This window comes from Neobacillus sp. C211 (assembly GCF_051842875.1).
GTDB lineage: Bacteria > Bacillota > Bacilli > Bacillales > Cytobacillaceae > Neobacillus.
In genome coordinates this window covers 18,493-41,922 of the sequence record NZ_JBPXRO010000042.1, presented here as the reverse complement: position 1 = coordinate 41,922, position 23,430 = coordinate 18,493, and the positions used below count along the sequence as shown (strand labels likewise).

General features: G+C 37.9%; 24 protein-coding genes. 4 read left to right on the top strand and 20 right to left on the bottom strand.

Annotated features, from left to right (window positions below):
• Positions 1–74 precede the first annotated feature (74 nt).
• From aroD to ACSU6B_RS26245, 8 genes are all read right to left on the bottom strand, one after another.
• Complete coding sequence (gene aroD, locus ACSU6B_RS26280; protein WP_410889320.1) at positions 75–839, bottom strand: type I 3-dehydroquinate dehydratase; 765 nt, start codon at positions 837–839, stop codon at positions 75–77.
• 51 nt (positions 840–890) lie between these two features.
• Positions 891–1,409: a shikimate kinase gene (locus ACSU6B_RS26275; protein WP_410889318.1), complete on the bottom strand. Its 519-nt coding sequence runs from the start codon at positions 1,407–1,409 to the stop codon at positions 891–893.
• Positions 1,410–1,548: 139 nt separating this feature from the next.
• Entirely contained in the window at positions 1,549–2,448 is a 900-nt protein-coding gene (locus tag ACSU6B_RS26270) for an ABC transporter permease (RefSeq protein WP_308162605.1), read from the bottom strand.
• Positions 2,449–2,465: 17 nt separating this feature from the next.
• Positions 2,466–3,473 (bottom strand): ABC transporter permease, encoded by a 1,008-nt coding sequence (locus ACSU6B_RS26265; protein ID WP_410889316.1) that lies wholly within the window; start codon positions 3,471–3,473, stop codon positions 2,466–2,468.
• Between the two features lie 320 nt (positions 3,474–3,793).
• Positions 3,794–5,410 carry an ABC transporter substrate-binding protein gene (locus ACSU6B_RS26260; RefSeq protein ID WP_410889315.1) on the bottom strand — a complete coding sequence of 539 codons (1,617 nt, stop codon included), beginning with the start codon at positions 5,408–5,410 and terminating at the stop codon, positions 3,794–3,796.
• Between the two features lie 50 nt (positions 5,411–5,460).
• Positions 5,461–6,429: an ABC transporter ATP-binding protein gene (locus ACSU6B_RS26255; RefSeq protein WP_410889313.1), complete on the bottom strand. Its 969-nt coding sequence runs from the start codon at positions 6,427–6,429 to the stop codon at positions 5,461–5,463.
• On the bottom strand, positions 6,410–7,423 hold the full coding sequence (locus ACSU6B_RS26250; RefSeq protein WP_410889311.1) for an ABC transporter ATP-binding protein: 1,014 nt from the start codon (positions 7,421–7,423) through the stop codon (positions 6,410–6,412). Before ACSU6B_RS26250 ends, ACSU6B_RS26255 begins: the two co-directional genes overlap by 20 nt.
• A gap of 304 nt (positions 7,424–7,727) precedes the next feature.
• Positions 7,728–8,492, bottom strand: a complete 765-nt coding sequence (locus ACSU6B_RS26245) for a MerR family transcriptional regulator (RefSeq protein ID WP_410889309.1) — start codon at positions 8,490–8,492, stop codon at positions 7,728–7,730.
• Positions 8,493–8,824: 332 nt separating this feature from the next.
• Here ACSU6B_RS26245 and ACSU6B_RS26240 point away from each other — a divergent pair, with 332 nt between their 5' ends.
• On the top strand, positions 8,825–10,309 hold the full coding sequence (locus ACSU6B_RS26240; RefSeq protein WP_410889307.1) for a peptide MFS transporter: 1,485 nt from the start codon (positions 8,825–8,827) through the stop codon (positions 10,307–10,309).
• 97 nt (positions 10,310–10,406) lie between these two features.
• Positions 10,407–11,483 carry a GIY-YIG nuclease family protein gene (locus ACSU6B_RS26235; protein ID WP_410889305.1) on the top strand — a complete coding sequence of 359 codons (1,077 nt, stop codon included), beginning with the start codon at positions 10,407–10,409 and terminating at the stop codon, positions 11,481–11,483.
• Here ACSU6B_RS26235 and ACSU6B_RS26230 read toward each other — a convergent pair.
• The 3 genes from ACSU6B_RS26230 to ACSU6B_RS26220 all read right to left on the bottom strand — a co-directional run bounded on the left by ACSU6B_RS26230 (position 11,472) and on the right by ACSU6B_RS26220 (position 12,945).
• Positions 11,472–12,080 (bottom strand): methyltransferase, encoded by a 609-nt coding sequence (locus ACSU6B_RS26230; RefSeq protein ID WP_168242271.1) that lies wholly within the window; start codon positions 12,078–12,080, stop codon positions 11,472–11,474. The genes ACSU6B_RS26235 and ACSU6B_RS26230 overlap by 12 nt on opposite strands.
• A gap of 61 nt (positions 12,081–12,141) precedes the next feature.
• On the bottom strand, positions 12,142–12,525 hold the full coding sequence (locus ACSU6B_RS26225; protein WP_374102998.1) for a hypothetical protein: 384 nt from the start codon (positions 12,523–12,525) through the stop codon (positions 12,142–12,144).
• Positions 12,526–12,717: 192 nt separating this feature from the next.
• A complete protein-coding gene (locus tag ACSU6B_RS26220; RefSeq protein ID WP_215006130.1) occupies positions 12,718–12,945 on the bottom strand; it encodes a hypothetical protein in 228 nt (75 codons plus the stop codon).
• A 162-nt stretch (positions 12,946–13,107) separates the two neighbouring features.
• Between ACSU6B_RS26220 and ACSU6B_RS26215 the strand changes: the two genes are divergently transcribed.
• Together ACSU6B_RS26215 and ACSU6B_RS26210 are read left to right on the top strand one after the other, a co-directional pair.
• Complete coding sequence (locus ACSU6B_RS26215; protein ID WP_215006126.1) at positions 13,108–13,587, top strand: glutathione peroxidase; 480 nt, start codon at positions 13,108–13,110, stop codon at positions 13,585–13,587.
• Between the two features lie 36 nt (positions 13,588–13,623).
• Positions 13,624–14,049, top strand: a complete 426-nt coding sequence (locus ACSU6B_RS26210; RefSeq protein ID WP_251026733.1) for a MarR family winged helix-turn-helix transcriptional regulator — start codon at positions 13,624–13,626, stop codon at positions 14,047–14,049.
• A gap of 177 nt (positions 14,050–14,226) precedes the next feature.
• Here ACSU6B_RS26210 and ACSU6B_RS26205 read toward each other — a convergent pair whose 3' ends face one another.
• From ACSU6B_RS26205 to ACSU6B_RS26165, 9 genes are all read right to left on the bottom strand, one after another.
• Positions 14,227–15,633 (bottom strand): GntP family permease, encoded by a 1,407-nt coding sequence (locus ACSU6B_RS26205; RefSeq protein ID WP_215006123.1) that lies wholly within the window; start codon positions 15,631–15,633, stop codon positions 14,227–14,229.
• Positions 15,634–15,862: 229 nt separating this feature from the next.
• A complete protein-coding gene (dmpG, locus tag ACSU6B_RS26200; RefSeq protein ID WP_410889302.1) occupies positions 15,863–16,891 on the bottom strand; it encodes a 4-hydroxy-2-oxovalerate aldolase in 1,029 nt (342 codons plus the stop codon).
• A 23-nt stretch (positions 16,892–16,914) separates the two neighbouring features.
• The gene (locus tag ACSU6B_RS26195) at positions 16,915–17,802 is read right to left on the bottom strand and encodes an acetaldehyde dehydrogenase (acetylating) (protein ID WP_410889300.1); all 888 of its coding nucleotides are present in this window, start codon (positions 17,800–17,802) and stop codon (positions 16,915–16,917) included.
• Between the two features lie 52 nt (positions 17,803–17,854).
• Positions 17,855–18,628: an IclR family transcriptional regulator gene (locus ACSU6B_RS26190; protein ID WP_215012171.1), complete on the bottom strand. Its 774-nt coding sequence runs from the start codon at positions 18,626–18,628 to the stop codon at positions 17,855–17,857.
• A gap of 171 nt (positions 18,629–18,799) precedes the next feature.
• On the bottom strand, positions 18,800–19,069 hold the full coding sequence (locus ACSU6B_RS26185; protein WP_410889298.1) for an iron-sulfur cluster biosynthesis family protein: 270 nt from the start codon (positions 19,067–19,069) through the stop codon (positions 18,800–18,802).
• A gap of 51 nt (positions 19,070–19,120) precedes the next feature.
• Positions 19,121–20,590 carry a protein adenylyltransferase SelO gene (locus ACSU6B_RS26180; RefSeq protein ID WP_410889296.1) on the bottom strand — a complete coding sequence of 490 codons (1,470 nt, stop codon included), beginning with the start codon at positions 20,588–20,590 and terminating at the stop codon, positions 19,121–19,123.
• Positions 20,591–20,651: 61 nt separating this feature from the next.
• Positions 20,652–21,149, bottom strand: a complete 498-nt coding sequence (locus ACSU6B_RS26175; protein ID WP_410889295.1) for a DUF1456 family protein — start codon at positions 21,147–21,149, stop codon at positions 20,652–20,654.
• 34 nt (positions 21,150–21,183) lie between these two features.
• On the bottom strand, positions 21,184–21,891 hold the full coding sequence (locus ACSU6B_RS26170) for a M48 family metallopeptidase (RefSeq protein ID WP_410889293.1): 708 nt from the start codon (positions 21,889–21,891) through the stop codon (positions 21,184–21,186).
• Between the two features lie 167 nt (positions 21,892–22,058).
• Positions 22,059–23,240 (bottom strand): C40 family peptidase, encoded by a 1,182-nt coding sequence (locus ACSU6B_RS26165; protein ID WP_410889292.1) that lies wholly within the window; start codon positions 23,238–23,240, stop codon positions 22,059–22,061.
• Between the last annotated feature and the right edge of the window lie 190 nt (positions 23,241–23,430).

Here is a 23,430-nt window from a genome sequence, read left to right as displayed (position 1 = left end):
GAGAATAAAAAATTGCCGAGAAAAATACCCTTTCTCGACAATCTGAACACTCCTCTGAGTGCTTTTCGGTTTTTTTATAGACTTTCATGTAACAAGTTTAATACACCTCGCAACTCCTTCACATTTACCTGTCCAGGTGCAGAAGCTTTTTTTGCTGCTCCAAAGGTAAGAGCAGACCCAAATATTTCGCCAGCCAATCGACTTATGACCCCTTTACCTGCCATAGACATAGTAATGAACGGCCTATCCGCAAACTGTTCGTTCATTGTATTTGTTGCATCTAAGAGGGTTAGCACATCGGCTGTACTATTTGGCATTACAGCAATTTTTGGTATATCTCCCCCAAACTCTTGTGCTTTCCGTAACCGCGAGATAATTTCCTCTTTTGTTGGCGTCTTATGAAAATCATGGTTAGAGACAATAACAAAAACATTTTTTGCATGTGCCTTTTCAATTATAGTTTTGACTTCATTTTCATCATTAAATAACTCAACATCAATGATATCCACCAGACCTGTTTCTGCAACCGTCTTGTTTAATTCAAAATAAAAAGAAGTGGTTATTTCCTTATTGCCGCCTTCTTTATGACTTCGAAAGGTAAAGATAAGTGGTGTAGCAGGCAGGAACGTGCGAATTTCAGCAAGAGCCTTTTTCACCTGCTCAAAATCTTCTACTTGGTCAAAAAAGTCTACCCGCCACTCTACTACATCTAAGTCAATTGTTTTTAGAAATTCGGCTTCTTCCTTTAATTGTACAAGTGTTTCTCCCACCAACGGGACACAAATTTTTGGCATTCCTTCCCCAATGACGAGACCTCTAACCGTTACTGTTTTAGTCATTTGTTCCCACTCCTTGTCCCATTCTACATAAGTTTTGATACCTATTTTTCCCTAGATTGAATTTAATTCGTCAATAATTTGGTTAGCAATTTCTTTTGCATCCTTGCTATCAGTTGAAATCTTCAAATGATGGTTAACATAAATATCTTGTCTTTTGTAAAAAAGATCTTCCATTTCCTCAATTGACTTTCCTTTTAAAACAGGTCGGCTGTCTATAATCAGACCTAATCTATCTTTCCAGCCCTCCAATGATAAATCTAGCAGAATAACAATACAAGATTCTAAACAGGTCTTTCTAATTTCTTCTTGTAGGAAGGCACCGCCGCCGACAGAAATAACCTTTTGTTGCTGGGACGCTAGACTTGCAATTAAACTTTTTTCTCTTTCTCTAAAAACTTTCTCACCAAATTCAGAAAAAATTTGGGACACTGGCATGTTGTATTCTTTTTCAATTTGTTCATCAATATCAATAAAATCACGATTTAGTTTATTAGCAACCATCTTGCCGATAGTAGTTTTTCCAACACCCATAAACCCAATAAAAACAATACTCTTATTTCTATTTAACATTTACGCCAAACCCCCAATTGGTAAAACAAATTATTAAGCATAATTATAATGCTATTTTGAGATTTTAGACAATTATTAATTAATCAAGTTAATGGTGCATGACACCAAAAGAAAGAGACCCACACAGGAGTCTCTACGTCTATTGTTTCATTTTCGGATCTAGGATGTCCCTTAGCCCGTCCCCCATTAAGTTAAATCCGAGCACGGTCAGCATTATAGCGACCCCAGGGAAGAATAACGTCCATGGTGCCTGAGTGATATAATTTTTTGAATCGGCAAGCATTTTTCCCCACTCTGGTGTCGGTGCTTGTGCACCCATTCCAAGGAAACCAAGAGCTGCTGCCTCAATAATTGCTGTGGCAATCGCTAATGTAGCTTGAACGATTACTGGTGATATACTATTAGGTAAAATATGACGGAGAAGGATACGTGAATCTTTCATTCCGACGGCACGGGCAGCCATAATATATTCTTCCTGTTTAACACTTAATACTTTGGAGCGAACCAATCGTCCAAAGTTCGGTATATTAATAACCGCGATCGCAATCAAAGCATTTTGCAGGGATGGCCCCAAAATAGAAACAACCGCAATCGCCAATAAAATACTTGGAAAAGCTAGCATAATATCAAAAATACGCGAGATAATCGCATCTACCCAGCGGCCGTAATATCCAGCTACAATTCCTAGTAATGTCCCTGCCACAACTGAGCCTAAAACTGAGAAAAAGCCAACCCACAATGATATTCTTGCACCATAAACAATACGAGAAAAAATATCTCGACCAAAGTCGTCTGTCCCAAACCAATGCTCACTGGAAGGTGAGAGCATTCGATCTGCCAACACTTGATCTTTAAAGCTATATGGAGCAATAATAGGAGCGAATATAGCAATGATAATAAAAAAGACCACAATTCCTAAACCAACTACTGCTAATCGGTTTTTATAAAATGAAATCCATGCTTCCTTCCAGGGAGGTGTCAGCTTTTCTTCAACAATTACCGTTGCCATATTTGCCGGTTTTTTTGCTAATTCCGCCACTTTAAGATCCCCCTCCTCTACTTGGTATATTTTATTCGTGGATCAACAAAAACATATAATAGATCCACAATTAAATTAATGAGTACAAAAATTGCCGCAATAATTAATATCCCTGACTGGATAACCGGATAATCTCGATAGCCGATCGCATCATATAGATATCTCCCGATTCCTGGCCAGCCAAAGATTGTTTCCGTTAATATAGCTCCTCCAAGTAAAAGACCGGTTTGCAACCCGATGATAGTTAGAACCGGGATAACGGCATTTTTTAAGGAATGTTTATAAACGACCCAGAACATGCTCAGTCCCTTTGCTCTTGCGGTACGGACATAATCTGACTTCATCACTTCCAGCATGGTTGCGCGGGTCATTCGAGCAATAATCGCCATTGGAATCGTTGCGAGTGCAATGCTAGGTAACACCAAATGCTTTATGACCGTTATAAATTGATCAAATCTTCCTTGTAAGAGGGTATCTATTAAATAAAAATTAGTAATTGCTGCAACGGGATCTCTAACATTCTCTCTTCCTGTCGTTGGAAGCCAGCCTAATTCAATTGAAAATACCCATTGCTCCATTAAACCAAGCCAAAAAATCGGCAATGACACCCCAATCAGTGCAAGAACCATCGCAACATAATCAAACCATGATTTGGAGAACCAAGCACTGACAATTCCTGCATTTACCCCCACTACGATGGCAATTAACATTGCCACTGCTGTTAGTTCGGCGGTTGCTGCTAAGTAGGACCATATTTCTTCGTTAATTGGACCCCTTGTCCTGAGTGAGACTCCTAAATCCCCATGAAGTAAAGCATTAATATAATCGGCGTATTGTATGTACCAAGGTCTATTCAGCCCTAATTCCTTTGTTAACGTGGCAATTGATTCTGCAGTCGCTCTTTGCCCAAGAATTACCTGAGCGGGATTTCCTGGAATAGCATGGATGATGGCAAAAACCACGAGAGTCATCCCAATTAAAACAGGGATTAAAGAAAACACACGGCGGACTGTATAAGTAAACAAATTTTTCACCTCACTGAAAAGCGTAAGCGCCTGGTTAGATGCTTTAGCTAAACAATTTTTTTTACAAAAAAACTGAATGTGTTAGTTAACAAAAGGGGAGGCTAAGCTCCCTCCCCTTTCAGCCATTATTAATTCGGTCTGTTAAACTTGTCTGTTGATCTCCGCTCCAGGCGCTTCGCTTTCCGCGGGCGGTCTGGGGAGCCTCCTCGGCGCTAAGCGCCTGCGGGGTCTCCCCTGCCCCGTCCTCCCGCAGGAGTCTTCGCGCCTTCCGCTCCAATCAACTGTGCTAAAAAATCAAAAGTGACCTTAAACTCAGCCTATTATTTAAATTCAACTTTTGTTAGTGCTTCTGATCCAGTTGGGTGCGGTAAGTAATTTGCGACATCTTTCCCTGCTGCTAACAACGGTGTAGAGTGTACAAGTGGCACCCAAGGGGCATCATCATGAATGATTACTTGTGCTTCCTCATAAAGTGCATTACGCTTTGCTTGATCAATTTCTGTTTGTGCCTTAATTAAGACGTCATGTAATTTGTCATTGCTGTACTGGGAATAGTTATTACTTCCAATACTGTCTTTATCAAGCAATGTGTATAAGAAGTTATCAGGGTCACCGTTGTCGCCTGTCCAGCCAAGCATGAACATATCAAATTCACCTTTTGCTGCTTTATCTAAGTAAGTAGCCCAGTCCACAGATTGGATTTTGGCTTTGACATTGATTTTGCTTAAGCTCTCTTGAATAACTTCAGCAACTTTTTGTGCTTCTGGCATATAAGGGCGAGCAACAGGCATTGCCCATAGGTCAATTTCAAATCCTTTTTCGTATCCAGCTTCTTTCAACAATTGCTTTGCTTTCTCTAAATCATATGGATATGGCTCAACTGCCTTATTATAGCCTTCGATGGAAGGAGGCATTGGATTGACCGCTGCAAGGGCTTTCCCACCATAAAACGCATCGATGATTGATTTTTTATCAACAGCATAGTTAATCGCTTGACGAACGAGTTTATTATCAAATGGTTTACGAGTGGTTGTTAAACCAATATAACCCACGTTCATTGATGGACGTTCAATCACTTGGAGATTGGCATTTGCTTTAACAGTCGCCTCATCTGAATTGTTTAGTCCATCCATCACATCAATCTCGCCATTTGCTAGAGCGTTCAAACGTGCAGTATTTTCAGGAATCACGCGGAAAATAACTTTGTTTAACTTGGGCAAGCCTTTTTGCCAGTAGTCAGGGTTCTTCTCAAGCGTAATTGTATCGTTTTCTTTCCACTCAACGAATTTAAATGGACCTGTTCCAACTGGATTTTGTCTAAACTTATCACCGTATTTTTTAACAGCCGCAGGGCTTGCAATTCCAAACGGAGACATAGCTAGGTTCTTAAGGAACGGTGCCTGTGGTCTAAATAATACAAATTGTACTGTATTTGCATCAACAGCTTTAACCTCTTTAATTATGTGTCCTTTTTCCCCTTTAAATCCACCAAACATGGTGTAATATGGGAAGCTGTCAGCATTACCATTCATCCAGCGATCGAAGTTAAAAACAACCGCGTCTGCATTAAAATCAGTACCGTCATGGAATTTAACTCCTTGACGAAGCTTGAATGTGTAAGTTAAGCCATCTGGTGTCACTTTCCACGATTCAGCAAGTCCTGGATTAATAGTAGTATCTTGATCACCATATTGAATCAATGTTTCATAAATGTTTTCTGTTACTTTGAATGCTTCACCTTCAGTTGTGGTGATTGGATCTAGAGATGTAGAATCTCCACCACGACCATAAACTAGTGTATCTTTTTTCGATCCACTTCCAGTGGCAGGATCTTTCTTGCCTCCTGCTACTTCATTGGTTTTGCTGTTACAGCCAACTAGAAACATACTGATGGCTAATAGAGAGATTAACAGCAGTTTAAAAGACCTCTTCTTCATAAGTTTTGTTGCCCCCTTATATTTTTGTTTTTTATCATAAATGCAGCAAATCACTTGTTATATACGTGACATGCGACAAAATGACCGTTTAGATTTTGTTCCGCAGGTCTAGTCTTTTTACAAATATCCATCACCTGTGAGCATCGTGTATGGAAGGCACAACCTGAGGGAGGATTCGCAGGACTTGGAAGTTCTCCTTCTATTAAAATGGTCTCCCTCTTTATATCTGGATCCGGTATTGGCACAGCTGATAGGAGCGCTTTTGTATATGGATGCTTCGGATTTTCATATAGATCTTCACTTTCAGCTAACTCTATTAATCTTCCTAAATACATCACGCCAACACGATCACTAATATGGCGTACAACTCCTAAATCATGAGCAATAAATATGTAAGTAAGCTGAAATTCCCTTTGTATGTCCTTCATCAGATTAAGAACCTGAGCCTGAATGGATACGTCCAGTGCTGAAACAGGCTCATCGGCGATAATTAGTTTTGGTTTGGTCATTAACGCTTTTGCAATTCCAATTCTTTGACGCTGACCGCCACTAAATTGGTGCGGATACCTTTTGGCGTGGTAACTGCTTAAGCCAACTACCTCAAGCATATCTCTCACTTGCTTTTTACGTTCCTCTTTTGTCCCTATTCCATGAACAATGAGCGGCTCTTCAAGAATCTGTTCGATCGAATGTCTTGGATTAAGCGATGCATAAGGGTCTTGGAATACCATTTGGATATCTCGTCGAGTTTTTCTTAATTCAGATTTTGACATACTAGTAATCTCTTGATCTTCAAAAATAATCCTACCCTCACTTGCTTCAATCAAACGCATGAGCAGACGGCCCGTGGTCGATTTACCGCAACCGCTTTCACCAACGATGCCCAATGTTTCTCCTTTTCTAACGTAAAAGGATACATCATCAACCGCTTTGACTTCTCCCTTTTTGCTCCCAAAAAGGCCGCCTGTAATCGGAAAGTACTTTTTTAATCCATTTACTTCAAGAAGTAACTCTGACATGGTTGTCACTCCCCTTCATCAATGTATGTAGGAAACAGCGCACTTCATGTCCGTCTTTTTCCGTTTTATACAAAACTGGTGTTTCTTCCTGGCATTGACCAAATGCCTCTGAACATCTAGCCGCGAACCGACAGCCCTTTTGGATTGATCCTGGTGTAGGGACAGTGCCGGGAATACTATAAAGCCGCTCCTTTTTCCCTCTTAAATCAGGGACGGATTTTAAAAGGCCCTTTGTATAAGGATGCTGAGGATTTTTGAGTATCGTTCTAACATCACCCTGCTCCACGATTTGCCCAGAATACATGACAATTACGCGTTCACAAATTTCTGCAACGACACCTAAATCATGGGTAATGAGAATGATCGATGTATTTGTCTTTTTATTTAAGTCCTTCATTAAGGCAAGGATTTGTGCTTGAATTGTTACGTCAAGTGCGGTTGTTGGCTCATCCGCAATCAGCACTCTAGGATTGCAGGCCATGGCCATCGCAATCATTACCCGTTGCCGCATACCGCCCGATAGTTGATGTGGATGCTCTTTAAGAATTCCTTCTGCTCTTGGAATACCAACAAGTTTTAATAATTCGATACTGCGTACATTTGCTTCTCGCTTTGAAAGGTCTGTATGCAGTCGGATGGCTTCCATTAACTGATTACCAATTGTAAACAACGGATTCAATGAGGTCATAGGCTCTTGGAATATCATTGAAATCAGATTGCCGCGGATTTTTCTCCACTCTTTTTCGGAGATATTTTTCAGGTCTTTTCCTTCAAAAATGATTTGACCATTCTCGATTTTTCCTGGTGGAGAAGGAATCAAACCCATGGTCGCTAAAGAAGTGACACTTTTACCACTCCCCGATTCACCTACAATCCCTAGAATTTCTCCATCCTTTAATTCGAAACTGATGCCATCAACTGCCGGCACTAGTTTTTTCCCTGATTGAAAAGACACCTTTAAGTCTTTTATTCGAAGAATAGGATCCTTTTCCACATTTACACCTACCTGTACATTGTTTTTTATGTATTCATTCTAATCAGAAATATAATAATATAATAAATTTTAAAATAATTATGACATATATTACTTTAGTGGTACTATCCATTTTTGTCAATTACGTGAAAAAAGTTCAAAATATCCCAGTAGCACATAGTCGCGGTAATGCACTAAGGCGCTTTTTGGTGTTATACACCAAATTTTTCCTTTAGATATTAAAATAATAAAAAATATAAAAGGTAATAAAAAAACCCTGTAAGACTATCGCTGTCTTACAGGGAATCTCATCTATAGTAAAAAGTTATTTTTTCATACCCGTATAAATGTGAATGGCATCCCTTAAAAATTCTGCTGTCCCTGGCTGTTGTTTATCATAATAGGCGGTAAATCTTTCATCATCCACATACATTTGTGCCAGACCTACATGGGCTTCCTTACTATATTCATTCCAATAGTAGCATAACCATTGCTTATGGAGGTCAGCGGCTGTTTGTGCCTTTTCTCCGGCTGGATCCCCGGTTTTAAAAGCTTCAGCTAACGTTTGTGTCAATTTTTCAGCTAGTGCTGTTACCTCATCATGTTGTTCTTGTGTCATATTCTGTAGTTTGTCATTTGACTTATTAACGGTTTCATCTCCATACTTTTCTCGAATTTCTTTCCCGTATTTTTTCTCATTTTCGTCAATCATTTTTTTCTTAAAACCCTCGAACTTTTCTTTATTTGACATTTTCATTCTCCCTTCTGTTACTGCGATCGTTTTATCTACATTCGCAATTAATAATTCTAACTGTTCCTTTTTCTCAAGGAGTTTTTCACGATGTTCTTTAAGTGCTGCAGCGCCATCAAAGTTTGGAGCTGTTACAATTTCTTTTATACTTTCTAAACTGATCCCTAATTCCCTGTAAAATAAGATTTGTTGAAGACAGTCCACCTCCGCTTGACCATAAATTCTGTATCCTGATGAATTAATTCTAGCTGGCTTAAGAATTCCAATTTCATCATAATACCTAAGTGTTCTAGTACTAACACCAGCTAGACCTCCAAGCTTCTGCACTGTATACTCCATTCGTTCACCCCCTTATAAACTAACGATACACCTTTACGCAACGTCAATGTCAATCACTATTATGCCTATTTTTAGGAAAAAAGGTGCCTGACACCACAGATGGACAAATGTCCATCTGTGGTGTCAGGCACCCAATTAAGGTCTTTAGAGTGAAAAGTCACTCTTATCTGAAATCATTTACTATTTTAAAAAAACTTTCTTTTCTCTTTTCATTCGGCTGAAATTCAGTATTATCAATGTTTATAACCTTTCATAACTTATTTTCCAAAAAAAGTTTTTGACAATTCAAAACTATAAAAAGTATTATAGTATAATAAAAGGGAGGTTGTAACATGTCAAACATGAATAGACAGAAAATTGTGGATAGTGTACCTCAAACAGGATTTTTCGGACATCCTAAAGGGCTATCTACTCTTTTCTTTACTGAATTTTGGGAGCGCTTTTCTTACTATGGAATGAGAGCCATCCTCGTTTTCTATATGTATTATGAAGTTTCTAAAGGCGGATTGGGCATTGATAAAAATCTCGCACTTTCTATCATGTCCATCTATGGATCACTTGTTTATATGTCTGGAATAATTGGCGGCTGGCTTGCTGACCGGGTCTTCGGTTCTTCCAAAGCCGTGTTTTACGGCGGAATCTTGATTATGTTTGGACATATAGCTCTAGCTATTCCTGGCAGTGTTTCTATGTTCTTTGTTTCCATGGTATTGATTGTCCTAGGTACTGGAATGCTTAAACCGAATGTTTCTTCCGCAGTAGGTGAATTATACAGCGAAAAGGACGAACGTCGTGATGCAGGTTTCACTATTTACTATATGAGTATTAACTTGGGAGCGTTCTTATCCCCATTAATCGTTGGATCGGTAGGTAACTTCCACTTAGGTTTTGGAATTGCGGCTGTAGGTATGTTCTTAGGATTAATTGTATTCAGTCTTACAAAGAAAAAAAATCTAGGTCTTGCAGGAACGATGATTGCCAATCCAATGTCACCTGCAGAAAAGAAAAAAGTCTTCACTTTTATTGGATTAGCTGTAATTATTCTTGTTGTTTTATGTGCAGTATTAATACCAAACGGACTTTTAACTTTTGCTAGCTTTATTAATATTGTTACTTTTCTTGGTATTTTAATTCCGACGATTTATTTCGTTGTGATGTACCGTAGTCCAAAAACAACAGCAGTAGAACGTTCAAGGATTATTGCTTATATCCCGTTATTTATTTCAGCGGTTATGTTCTGGGCAATTCAAGAGCAAGGTTCAACCATCCTTGCAAGTTATGCTGATACTCGTACACAATTACATTTTGCTGGAATTGAAATTAAGCCAGCGTGGTTTCAATCTTTAAACCCGTTATTTATTATTATATTTGCGCCTGTATTTGCTTGGTTGTGGGTTAAATTAGGAAAGCGTCAGCCATCAGTACCTCAAAAGTTCTCATTATCATTATTATTTGCTGGTTTGTCATTCCTAGTTATTCTTATACCTGCTTATTTTGGCGGTACGGATTCATTGGTGAGTCCAATGTGGCTTGTTCTTAGTTATTTAATTGTTGTATTTGGAGAATTATGCATGTCACCTGTTGGATTGTCTGCGACTACTAAATTAGCGCCTGCAGCATTCTCAGCACAAACGATGAGCTTATGGTTCTTAGCAAGTGCTGCTGCACAAGCACTAAATGCACAAGTTGTTAAATTCTACACACCTGAAACTGAAATGACCTATTTTGGTTTGATTGGTGGAGCATCCATCGTACTAGGTATTATCCTATTAATGCTAGCCCCGAAAATTCAGGGCTACATGAAAGGTATTAGGTAATTATAAAAAAAGGTGCCTAGTCTTCTCATCCATTGATGGTGAAGACTGGGCACCTTTTTTATTTGTGATAAAATATAGTGTGAATGGAGGTTTTCATATGGAACTTAAAGAAAAGGTAAAAAACCTTCCCTCTTCCCCTGGAGTGTATCTTATGAAGGACTCCAGAGCACAAATTATATATGTGGGAAAAGCAAAAAACCTTAAAAATCGTGTGCGGTCTTACTTCCAAAATTCAAAGGCCCATCCTAAAAAGATAATAAAGTTAAAAGCAAGCCTAAAGGATTTTGACTATATCCTTACTGACACAGAATTTGAAGCGTTTATGTTAGAATGTAAATTAATCAGTGAAATCAAGCCCATTTTTAATAGAATGATGAAAAATACTCAATCCTATATCTATATTAGGATTGAAATGGAAGCCGGCTATCATAGAATCAACACTTGTAGCAGTCCTGATAACCCTAAAAGTCTTTATTTTGGTCCATATTCAAGCAAGCAAACTGTCGAAAAGGCGCTCCAAGGTATCAAGGAATTCTATAAGATCTGCTGTAGCAGCCCTTCAAACAAGAACACTCCCTGCTTAAATTATTCCTTAGGTTTATGCCTTGGTATGTGTTTAGGAGGAGATGCACTTGATCGATATAATGAAAACATAACTAAGATTATCGGCTTATTGCATGGCACCGATATGAGCCTAATTGAAGTTATGGAGCGAAGAATGACAGAGGCTTCTGAAGAATTTGATTTTGAATTGGCTGTAAAGTATAGAGACACGTTGGATGCCATCCACTCCCTTCTAAATAAAGAAAAAGTGATTGAATTTACGGAAAGTAATAAAAATCTCGCTGTCGTTGAATCCTTAAATTACAATACTTTTAAACTATTCCTAATTAAGAAGAACAAAATACTCTACAGTGAAAAATATTCATGTTCTGAGATTGAGGCTACGAGGAAAACAATCACGTCCAATATATTAAGCATCTTTAAAACTACAGAAGTTAATTCAACAAAAAAAGTCAGCAGAGATGAAATTGATGCCGCACAGATTATCTATAGTTATTTGAAAGGAAGCAACAGCAGTTATATCGTCATTTCTGAACAATTGCTTGATACTAAAAACACAGCTGAATTAAACGATGAGATAAACAGATTAATGCAAAAGCTATACGATTAATTGATAAATTAAAAATCTCTCATTAGAATTATGTTCATAGAAGTAAGGCAAAGTGATTTCTTTTTTCAATTCAAAAGAGGTATCGTTTTCTAAATAATATATATAATCTTCTGATGGGTAATATAAAATCAATTCAATATTACGCTCGGATTTTTCCACCGATAGCAATATATTATTAATGGTTTTCATAAAAATTTGGATTGAAAACGGATTAAAAAAGTAAAATCGATTGTCATAAGGGTCTATTTGGTATTCTTCCGCCAAACCGCAATAAAAATCAATATTGCTATTTCTCGTGTCGGTTTTCTTTAAATAACTAGTTCGATTTTCAATTGCTTCCTGATAGAAATCCTCATTCATTTCAACACCAACAACCATTGCATTAAATAGATAATGAATAAAAAAGTTTAATCGCCCTTTGCCACACCCAAAGTCAACTATTCGATCACGGCTAGTTAATTTATAGTTGTTAAATAATTCTTCGAGGGCGCTATATGGCGTTGGCTCATAACGATGGTAGTGAAAGGACTTATTAAATCCCTCTTGGTCCCCTCCCGTTTTTATCCCCATTAATTTATCATAATAATATTCTTTCATTGAAAACTCATAACTCCTTATCTGAAAGAGTTCATCCCTCACTTTTTGTGAGGGATTTTTTTCAGGCTACTTTAATTGCTTTGCCAAAAGGAACCCTTGGCAAAATAGCTCCAGGTACAAGCCAAATCATTTCATAACTAACATTTTCTATGTCTTCTGAAATAAAGCCGGTTACATCGGTAATATAAAATAGTGTATCGATATTTTCTTCTTTAGCCCACTCAAGCACCAAGGTATACGAAGATTTCCCATGTGTATAGTATTTAATTGTATCACTTTTGACAGGTGATGTACTTCTAATTTTAAAATCTGCTTGCACCAAAATGGTGTCTGGCTTTAATTGTTCAAACAGTTTTACTATGTTATTGATCAATATGCTTGGGGCTTCATTCGTGGAAGTGTCTACAGCTAACGCAACCTTTTTATCTTGACGCTGTTGAATCATTGAAAGTATCGTTTTGTGCCATTTCAACACGACCAACTCCTTTGGAATGTATAAGTGAACTATATTATTTTGGTTTATAAAGAAAAGGTTTATGTTTGGATAATTGCGGTAATCAGAACAACAATAGAAACGTATGTAAGTAAAAAAGACATGCTCATCTTGGTCTATTCACAGATGAGCATGTCTTTTTTACTATTCCTTGATTTCATTGAGTTCATCAATCAGTTGTTTGGTTCGTTTCGCATTTCCTTCGGCAAAGTTTTCAAGGCGTTCCTTTAGTTCATCATCATCATGAATTCGCTCTGCAGTTATTAGATATGTCCGCATTAAATTTTCTTCCGTTTCGATTGAATCCTCAAGAACGTCTTTAAGTATTTCCTTTTCTTCTCCATTTTTACCATTAAACAAATTTATCCCCATTGGAAAACCCTCCTTTTTATCTTTATCTTTCTCTTTTCCATTCCAGATATCCAGCCTAGTTAACAAATTCAGACTTGCCACATTTAATTAAATCGTGTAAGATTAAATCGTAAACGACTTAATCTTAAAAATTCCATAGTAAAAACCAAGGGGGAGACTCAATTGACAACGATTTATGATTTTAGTGTAAAGATGACTAATGGTGAGGAAAAATCATTAATGGATTATGAAGGCAAGCCTTTACTTATTGTGAATACTGCAAGTAAATGTGGGTTAACACCTCAATTCAAAGGACTTCAAGAATTATATGAAAAGTTTAATGAGAATGGTTTAGAGATTTTAGGTTTCCCTTGTGATCAATTCAATAATCAAGAATTTGCTAATATTGAAGAGACAACACAGTTCTGCCAATTAAACTACGGGGTAACCTTTCCAATATTTGCTAAAATTGATGTAAATGGCAATAATACTGATCCCCTATTTACTTATTTAAAGAACCAGAAACCAGGTGCTCTTACAAAAAATATAAAATGGAATTTCACAAAATTTCTAGTCGACTCAAAGGGTCAGGTGATCGAACGGTATGCCCCCACGACTGAACCAAGCAGAATTGAGAAGGATATAAAAAGATTATTTTCATAATTATTTTAAAGTAAGGTGATCATCTTGGAAGACTTCATGTTATTAAAAAACCAACTATGCTTTGCCATTTATGAAACAGCAAGTGAATTCAATAAGTTATATTCAAGTGCACTTCAACCTTATGGAATAACCTATCCTCAATACTTAGTTCTATTAGCATTATGGGAAAAAGATGGTATAACGGTTAAGGAGATAGGAGAAAAATTAAGTTTAGGTACTGGAACATTGACTCCCATGCTGACAAGAATGGAAGCAAATGGTTGGCTTAGAAAAGAACGTTCAAAGGCAGATGAGAGAAAAGTCTATATCCATTTACAAAAGAAAGCACTGGAAGAAAAACAAGCCATTACAAAAACAGTTGGTGAAGAAATACAATCCTGTAATATTGAACTCGAGGAATATAAACAATTAATGGTGCGATTGAATCAATTGCATAGTAAGTTGAAAGAACGGGAACATTAGACTTACAACAATCATATCATGTGGGATTTTATGAAGAGATTACGAGTTTCTTTATTTGAGGTAACTTAACAATAACCCGATTGCTCCAATTGCAATCGGGTTATTGCTTTCATACATATTCTAAATGGCTAGTCCAACTACAAGAAGGATTACCATCTGTATTCAATAATTGTAGTCTTAAACAAGACCTGTTACTAAATAAACGCCAATGATAAAGAAAGCAGCGATTGTTTTAATAATGGTAACAGCGAAAATGTCACGGTAGGACTGCTTATGTGTTAAGCCTGTGATCGCAAGCAACGTAATGACTGCTCCGTTATGTGGAAGTGTATCCATCCCCCCTGAAGCCATAGAAATTACGCGGTGCATTACTTCAAGCGGGATACCGAATTGAGTTGCTAATTCAATATATTTATCTGCCATAATCCCAAGTGAAATGGCGATACCAGCCGATGCGGAACCAGAAATAGCAGATAGAACATTGGTTGTAACTGCTCCATTTAATAGAGGATTCGTAAATAATTTAGCAATTCCATCTCTCGCCATCGTAAAACCAGGAAGGTTAGAAATTACTGCTCCAAAACCATATTCAGTTGCAGAGTTCATGATGGCTAATAATGCACCAGCAATACCAAGATTCATGCCATCCTTGAAGTTCATAACAACGGGTTTACGATTGTATAAAATGGTTGTAAGAATACCGACAATAAGAGCAATTTCAACTGACCAAATACCGACAACCTGGGAAGTTTCAACATTTGGAAAATTTAAGCCAATCTTAGAAAAATCAAAGCCATTAGGATACCATTTTGGAATCCAAGTGGTTAACACTTTATTTAAAACACCGACAAGGACTACTGGAACAAATGCCAAGATTTTACGGGCTATACTTTCATTTTGGTCTAAATCAATATCGATCTGTTTTTCTTTGATTGTGCCGAAACTATAATAGCCTTCACCCGCTTTTTCTGCCTTTTTACGACGTGAATTTAAATAGAGCATCCCAAGTATGAAGATAAAAATTGCCCCAATTATTCCAAGAGTAGGCGCGGCATAAAGATCTGTTTTGAAAAATGTAGTTGGGATAACGTTTTGCACCTGAGGTGAACCAGGAAGTGCGTCCATCGTAAAGGTAAATGAACCAAGTGCAATCGTCCCTGGAATCAATCGTTTCGGAATATCTGACTGTCTGAATAAATGTGCTGCAAATGGATAAACAGCAAAAGCAACAACGACTAAACTTATTCCACTGTATGTTAGAATCGCACACAATAAAACGATAACTAACATTGCACGTTTACGTCCTACTAACTGAATAAGCGTAGATGCAATTGAACGTGCTAATCCTGACATTTCTACCACTTTACCGAAAATAGCTCCTAATAGGAAAATTGGAAAGTAAAGTTTAATATATTCAACCATTTTCCCCATAAATACATTGGAGAAAAACGGAAGAACCCAATCAGGGTCCGTTAAAAAGACGGCGAATAATGCACATAACGGTGCAAACATGATAACTGAAAATCCTCGGTATGCAATAAACATTAACATTCCGAGTGCTAATAATATTATAACTAATTCCATAAAATTTCTCCTCTAATCCTATGATGTAAATTCCAGCTAAGATGAAATTTAGACGGTTATCTATCTCTTCTTAAAGGTAAAAACGGTTACATAAGCATTTAAATAGAAAATATATTAAATCATTCCGATTTAGGCTAGTCGATGGAGGTGGGAACAGTTTAGTCCCCTCTTCCATCAACTCTATTATTTTTTAATATTCTATAAATCTATTTGTAATGGGTTATAACTATTAGGCCAAGACTATCTTTGACTTGTTTTTAGCAATCTCTGCAGCCACTTCAACAATCATATCCTCTTGACCGCCAACTACTTTACGATTTCCTAGTTCAATTAAAATATCACGTGAATCCACACCAAATTTTGCAGCTGCACGTTTTGCATGAAGAGCAAAGCTAGAATATACACCAGCATACCCGAGCGTTAGGCTGTCTTTCGTGATTTCTTGTGGTACTTGTAAAAGTGGTGCCACAATGTCCTCAGCTAAGTCCATCATTTTATATAAATCTACCCCTGTATTAATACCCATCCGTTCGCAAACTGCTACAAGTACTTCTGTTTGTGTATTACCGGCACCAGCACCAAGGCAACGAACACTGCCATCAATACGAGTGGCACCTTCTTCGATTGCAGCAAGTGTATTGGCCATCGCTAAAGATAAATTGTTATGACCATGGAAACCAACATTAACGCCAATGGATTGTTTAAGAGCACGAATACGTTCGCGAACTTGGTCTGGAAGTAAGTAACCTGCAGAGTCAACAACGTATACTGAATCTGCTCCATAGCTTTCCATTAATTTAGCCTGTTCTACTAATTTAGCAACAGGTGCCATATGGTTCATCATTAAGAATCCAACTGTTTCCATCCCTAATTCTTTTGCGTAGGCAATGTGTTGTGGCGCCACGTCTGCTTCTGTTACATGTGTTGCAATACGAGCCATTTTTGCTCCTAAATTAGCTGCTTCTTTTAATTCATGTAAAGTACCGATTCCTGGTAAAAGTAACACAGCAATTTTGGATTTGTCGGCAACAGAAACGGCTGCTTCGATTAATTCCATTTCATTTGTACGGGAAAGTCCATATTGTAAAGAAGATCCTGCTAAACCGTCTCCATGGGATACTTCGATATAAGGAACATTTGCGTCATTTAATGCCTTTGCAACCTTAAGTATTTGTTCAACTGTAAATTGATGATTGATCGCATGGCTTCCATCGCGTAATGCTACCTCTGTGATAAGAATATCTCTTTCATTTGTCATTATTTTTTACCCCTTTCTACAGTTCAAACTGTTTCTTTCGTTAATAATTTTTTAGCAAACGCTTCAGCAATTTTAACACCGGCAGATGTCATGATATCTAAGTTTCCTGCGTATTTAGGAAGGTAATCACCAGCACCTTCTACTTCAAGGAAGATGGTTACTTTATTTCCTTCAAAAATTGGTTCTGTGCGGAGTCGATAGCCTGGAACATAGGATTGAACAACCTTAGTCATTTCCTCAATCGATTTCCTAATCGCTTGTTCATCCATTTTCCCATCCTCAACAAGTGTATAAACGGTATCACGCATCATAATTGGCGGTTCAGCAGGGTTTAGGATCATAATCGCTTTTCCTTTTTTAGCACCACCCACCTCAGCAATTGCACGTGAAGTTGTCTCCGTAAATTCATCGATATTTGCACGTGTTCCAGGGCCAGCACTTAAACTTGCAATCGTTGCAACGATTTCTGCATACTCTACTGGAGCTACTCGGTTAACTGCATGAACCATTGGAATGGTTGCTTGACCACCACAGGTAATTAAATTGATATTATCTTTATCTAAATGTTCATCAATATTTACAGCAGCACATACATATGGACCTACAGCTGCAGGGGTCATGTCAATTACTTTTATTCCTGCTTCTTTTAACACTTTTGCATTATAAAGATGAGCTTTGGCTGAAGTTGCATCAAAAACGATGTCTGCTTCTAGTGTTTTGTCTGCAAGAAAACCATCGATTCCCGTATCAACCCCAGCATAACCTAATTCTCTTGCACGGCGTAATCCGTCTGATTGCGGGTCAATCCCAATCACAGCTGTTAGCTCTAAATATTCAGAGCGTCCAAGTTTGATCATTAAATCTGTACCAATGTTCCCTGAGCCAAGAACGGCAACTTTTACTTTTGACAAAATAATTCTCCTCCTAAAAATTAATGTGTTTATTTCTCTCTTTGTCTTTCTATCAGGTATTTTTACCTTTATAGCCTAAACAACTTGAAATCTCAGCTGCAGCACTTTTAATTCCTGCTATCACCTTAGGCAGCCGATTTTCATCAAGTCTCATTTTAGGTGCAGCACAACTTATTGAAGCGATTACATTTCCTTGATGATTAAATATCGGCGCAGCTATACATTTAAGCCCTAACTCAATTTCCTCATCATCGACCGCATAGCCTTGCTCACGGATGGAATGTAAATGGTCTTTTATTTCCTCAATATTTGTCATCGTGTGCTTTGTAAATGATTCCAAATTGATAGATGATAATATTCTGTTAACATCGTTTTCATTAAGGTTGGCAAGTATCGCCTTTCCCACACCCGTACTATGAAAAGGAGCTCTTTTTCCAATATGCGAATAAATAGTAAGGGCACTTTGACCTTCTACTTTTTCAATGTAAATAACTTCATCTCGCTGTAACGAAACTAAGTGAACAGTTTCATTTAGTTCATCCACTAAATCTCTAATAATGGGCCTTGCAATTTTCCCAATATCGAAATGTTTTCCGACAAAATTCCCAAGTTCAAAAAGCTTGATCCCAGGCTTATATTTCAAATCCTCAGGATTTTGTTGAAGAAACCCTCTATGTTCCAAGGTCTTGATAATACCGTGGACAGTACTTTTTGATAAATTTAAATTCTCACTAATCTCTTTGATACTTAGTTCTGGTTTAGTAACCAAAAATAATTCTAGGATATCAGCTGCTCTTTCAACCGACTGAATTAAACGTTCTGACACAACCATCCTCCTTATATTCGACATTATCGAACGACGTTCACATTTCTTAAGGACAATCTAATAGTAACTCTCGTTCATTATTCTGTCAATAATTTAAATAATTTTACTGTTTTTTTAATTTACATTGAATATAAAAAAAGGAGTCTGATTTCAAAGAAATCAGACTCCTTTTTAAATAATCTCAAATTGCTTAAAACCTGTTGTATCTGGGATAAAATCTAACGTTTTATTATTGAAATAATGGCACTCACCATTGTCAATAATGAAATGCAATTCATCCTTTGTAATTTCTGCATCATTTGGCTGAGTCGTTTCTTCCAAGGTCAATTTCACTTTCATAAAACAACTTTTACGCATTTGCAGCCGGATAAATTGTTTTGAATCTGCTAGTTCCAACCTATTTTGTAGTTCTGTTTTGGCATTTTCAGTTAATAGAAACACGCGATCATCCTCACACCTTAATTTCCTAAAAAGAGATTTAATTAATGATTATCATGTACCACAAAAGGTTTGGTAAGGCTGGGTTGATTGCTCAGGAAGCGTGCAGTATTCCTCCTGTTCTGGGGAGTAGGCATATGGGCTTGAAAGTACATCAAGCAACCGCTCCATAACGCTGTAGTCTTCTTGATTCACGGCAGCGTCTAGTGCGGCCTCCACCCGGTGGTTACGAGGGATTACCGCAGGATTGCTATTACGCATCAACTGGTGAGAGGAGTCTTTCGATTCCTGCTGTCTGTTTAGACGTGCTTGCCATTGCTCATACCACTGCTTAAATTCCGAAGTCTCCACTAAGTCTGTATCCTCTGGCTTATCAAAAGTTAATGCTCGGAAAGTATTGGTATAGTCCACCTTATACTTCTGCATCATAGTTAAAAGATTATCAACAAGAGATTCATCCTGTTCTTCTTCGTTAAATATGCCGAGTTTAGCTCTCATTCCAGCCAGCCAATTACCCTGGAACAACTCCATAAAATGTGAAATCTCATCCTGAGCCAGTTGGACAGCCTGTTCTTGATTGTCATGTAAGAGCGGCAAAAGAGTTTCAGCCAATCGAGCGAGATTCCAACCGGCAATATACGGCTGATTGCCATAAGCATAACGTCCTTGCCTATCAATAGAACTAAATACTGTTGCAGGATCATAGGTATCCATAAAAGCACACGGACCATAATCAATCGTTTCTCCGCTAATGGTCATGTTGTCGGTGTTCATTACCCCGTGGATAAAGCCAACCAACTGCCATTTTGCTACTAGCGCTGCCTGACGTTTGATCACTTCCTGTAGAAGCGATAGATATCGTCTCTCATCAGTGTCAACGTGTGGATAATGGCGTTTTAGTGTATAGTCTGCTAGTGCCTGGATCTCCTCAACTGTGCCCCATTTTGCAACGTATTGAAAGGTACCAACGCGCAGATGGCTGGATGCCACACGAGTCAGAATTGCTCCTGGCAGGGCGGTTTCGCGGAATACTGCCTCCCCGGTTGTCACAACGGCTAGACTTCGGGTGGTTGGTATCCCAAGCGCATCCATTGCTTCGCTGATGATATATTCACGCAGCATCGGTCCAAGCCCCGCTCGACCATCGCCTCCGCGGGAGTACGGTGTTCTACCTGGACCCTTAAGTTGAATATCATACCGTTCACCTTTCGGGGTGATTTGTTCACCAAGCAAGATGGCCCGTCCATCCCCTAATTTCGTGAAATGCCCAAATTGATGCCCTGCATATGCTTGGGCAAGCGGCATGGCCCCCTCAGGTATCCGGTTGCCAGCAAATACTGCAACGCCATTTTCGCTCTCGAGCTCTTGTATATTCAAGCCAAGGGAGGTTGCCAGCCGGTTATTAAGAATAATCAACTTGGGTGAACGGACAGGCGTTGGGTCGGTCCTAGTAAAAAATAAGTCTGGCAGTCGAGCATAACTGTTATCTAAGTTCCAGCCTAGTTCATTAATTTCTTTAGCCATCGTATCCCCTTTTCTTTTTAAAAAGTTTAGAGTTACCAATGTAGTGTTGCTCTGTTTGTTATTACTGTTCCCTATATTTTAAAGCTAAACCTTTTAAGAAATTTCTAGCGTATTTATCCCCGCACTCTTTATAATTCTTATGCCCTTCTTTTCTTAATAAAGCGCCGAGTTCTCCTTTTGTTACTGTTATTCCTGCATTTTCGAATATTTCCAGCATATCCTCAGTAGTTAAGGCCAGCGCTATTTTTACTTTCTTCAACAGGAGATTATTAACGTTTGCGCTTTTCTTTATTGACGGTTCCGGTGTTTCAGACTGTCCTGGTTTGGTCTCTTGTTTCCCTCTTTTAAAAATAATAAGTCCATTTAAAAATGAATCAAACATACTGTTATTACATTTTATTTGATCGTCATATTCAGCCTCATCATCGGATTTTGTTAGAATCTTTATTACCTCAGGGACTGTTACTTCCACTCCGCCAAGTTTAAATATTTCTGCCATTTCTTTATTTTTTATTTCTAGTGCATATCTCATTCGAATTAATATATCATTATTATCCATCAGTAAGTCTCCCTTTAAAATTGATGTTCCACTTTTAGACTGTCATTTTCCAACTTGATAAAGCTAGCCAGTTCTCCATTTGCTCATATTCGGGGATTATTTTACCTACAAGGCGCCAAAAAGATCGATCATGATTCAGATGAACCATATGGCACATTTCATGAACGACTACATAATCAATTACCTTCAATGGTGCCATCGCGAGCTTCCAATTGAAGGTTAATTGCTGCCTGGAATCACAGGTTCCCCAGTTCCTGTTATTATCAGAAATACGGATAGACCTTGGTTTTATTTTAAAGTTACTTTGATAGGAACGAATACTCCTCTCTACTAAGGTTTTACACTGCTGATAATAAAACCGTTTTAAGGCTTGTTTTATTTTCTCATCCTCAAGCTGTTTCACATATATATATAACTTATCCCCTTCTAACACTACATAGTCTTGCTTGATAGTTATATCTTGAGAGACCTGGATAGGATATTCGTCTCCTAAATAAAGAAAGGTTTCACCATGATCATAGACCTTTACCTTTTGGCCAAGCGTTCTATCCTTCATTTCTGTTGATTTTTGCTGGATCCAATCCCATTTTTCCTCTAATAATTGCAGGATAAGTTCATCGGAGGTCCCTTTAGGAGCCTGGATTTCAACATTTCCATAAACATCTATATAAATGCCCATGGATGTACGATTTTTATAATCTATCTCAAAACTAAGGGTCTGACCTAAATATTTATGTATCATTTAATCACCTTCATTTATGACAATGGGTAAAATAACAGCAAAAAAAATTAGAGTAAGTATAAATAACCTACTCTAACATGATTTTGCCTATGTTTATTTGAAAAAGCAATTAACTTTTTTTGCAAGGGTCTCACTATTTAAAGTTACATTTCAAAAAATTGTTACTTCTAACGCAATACTCTAGCAGCACTAGAAAATTTAGACGGATTATACGAAGCAATTTTCACAACATCACCCGTTTGCGGAGCATGTATATATTGCCCGCCTCCAATATAAATGCCGACATGATAGGCAGGAGAACCCCTGAATACTAAATCTCCTGGCTGTACTTGACTAGGAGAAATACTTGTTCCAACATTTTGCTGGTCTCGTGAAACTCTTGGCAGATTAATGCCAACTGAACGAAACACATAGGAAGTGAATCCCGAACAATCAAATCCGCTTGGCGTTGACCCGCCCCAAACGTAAGGAACGCCCAAAAATTGTTTAGCGTAAGCAATCATCGCACTTGCCGATCCAGAGTTAGTTGAAATGGCTGCAACTGACGGTGGTGCAGACTTAGATGGTCCGCTGCTTATTGGTGCCTGTTGTTGAGTTTGTTGCTGGGCTTGTTGAGCAGGCTGTCTGGACTGTTGTTGGGCTTGTTGAGCGCGTTCTTGGGCTTGTTGTTGTGCAGCAAGCTGTCGGGCTTGTTCAGCCTTTTGTTGTGCCAGTTGAGCCTGTTGGTTTTGTAATGTGTTTTTCGCCTCAGCTATTCCTTCTTCAACTTCTTTTTTATCTTCTTCAATCATTTTTTGTTCAGAAGCTAATTCAACCTGGCTCTTTTTTAATTGGTCAAACTCATTATGTAATTTTCCCTCTGCATTTTCTAACGCTTGTTCTTTATCATTTAAACCGTTCAGTAAGTCTGTGTCAGTTTCCATAATATGCGATATAGCAGTAAAACGAGTTAAAAAATCTGAAATGTTATCAGACGAAAGTAAAAGCTCCGCGTATGTAGCGATTGATTGTTTGCCCTCTAACTGAATGCTTTTTAGACGATCAGAATAGACCTTTTTATGAGCATCTAAGGACTTTTTAGCGTTTTCAATTTCAGCCTCTGTTTTTTCAATTTTTCCTTGTTGTGTTTTAATCTGATCGTTTAGTTTTTGACTTTTCTCCATGGATAAGGAGATCCGGTTGTCTAATTGCTGGATCTTTGTTTCAAAGTCATTGATTTGTACTTTTGTAGTATTGATTTCATTTAGTGTAACTGGTGAATCTACTGGACTTGCAAAAGTAGGTGTTGCTTGAATCATAGTGGCGAGGATGGCAGCCGATACTGTATATTTAAATAATTTTCTTATCATTTTAAAATCTCCTCTTATTACCTATTGTTAATTCGATTTTTTTATATATTAATAGTTTATCTTCCAAACGGACTAATAACAATGAAACAGTCGATAATGTAATATAATTGTAATTTTATGTAGAATAATCTGATAAAGAGTCGACTCCTGTTCCCTATTTTAGACGGACACCCATCCTTGTATTCTAGAG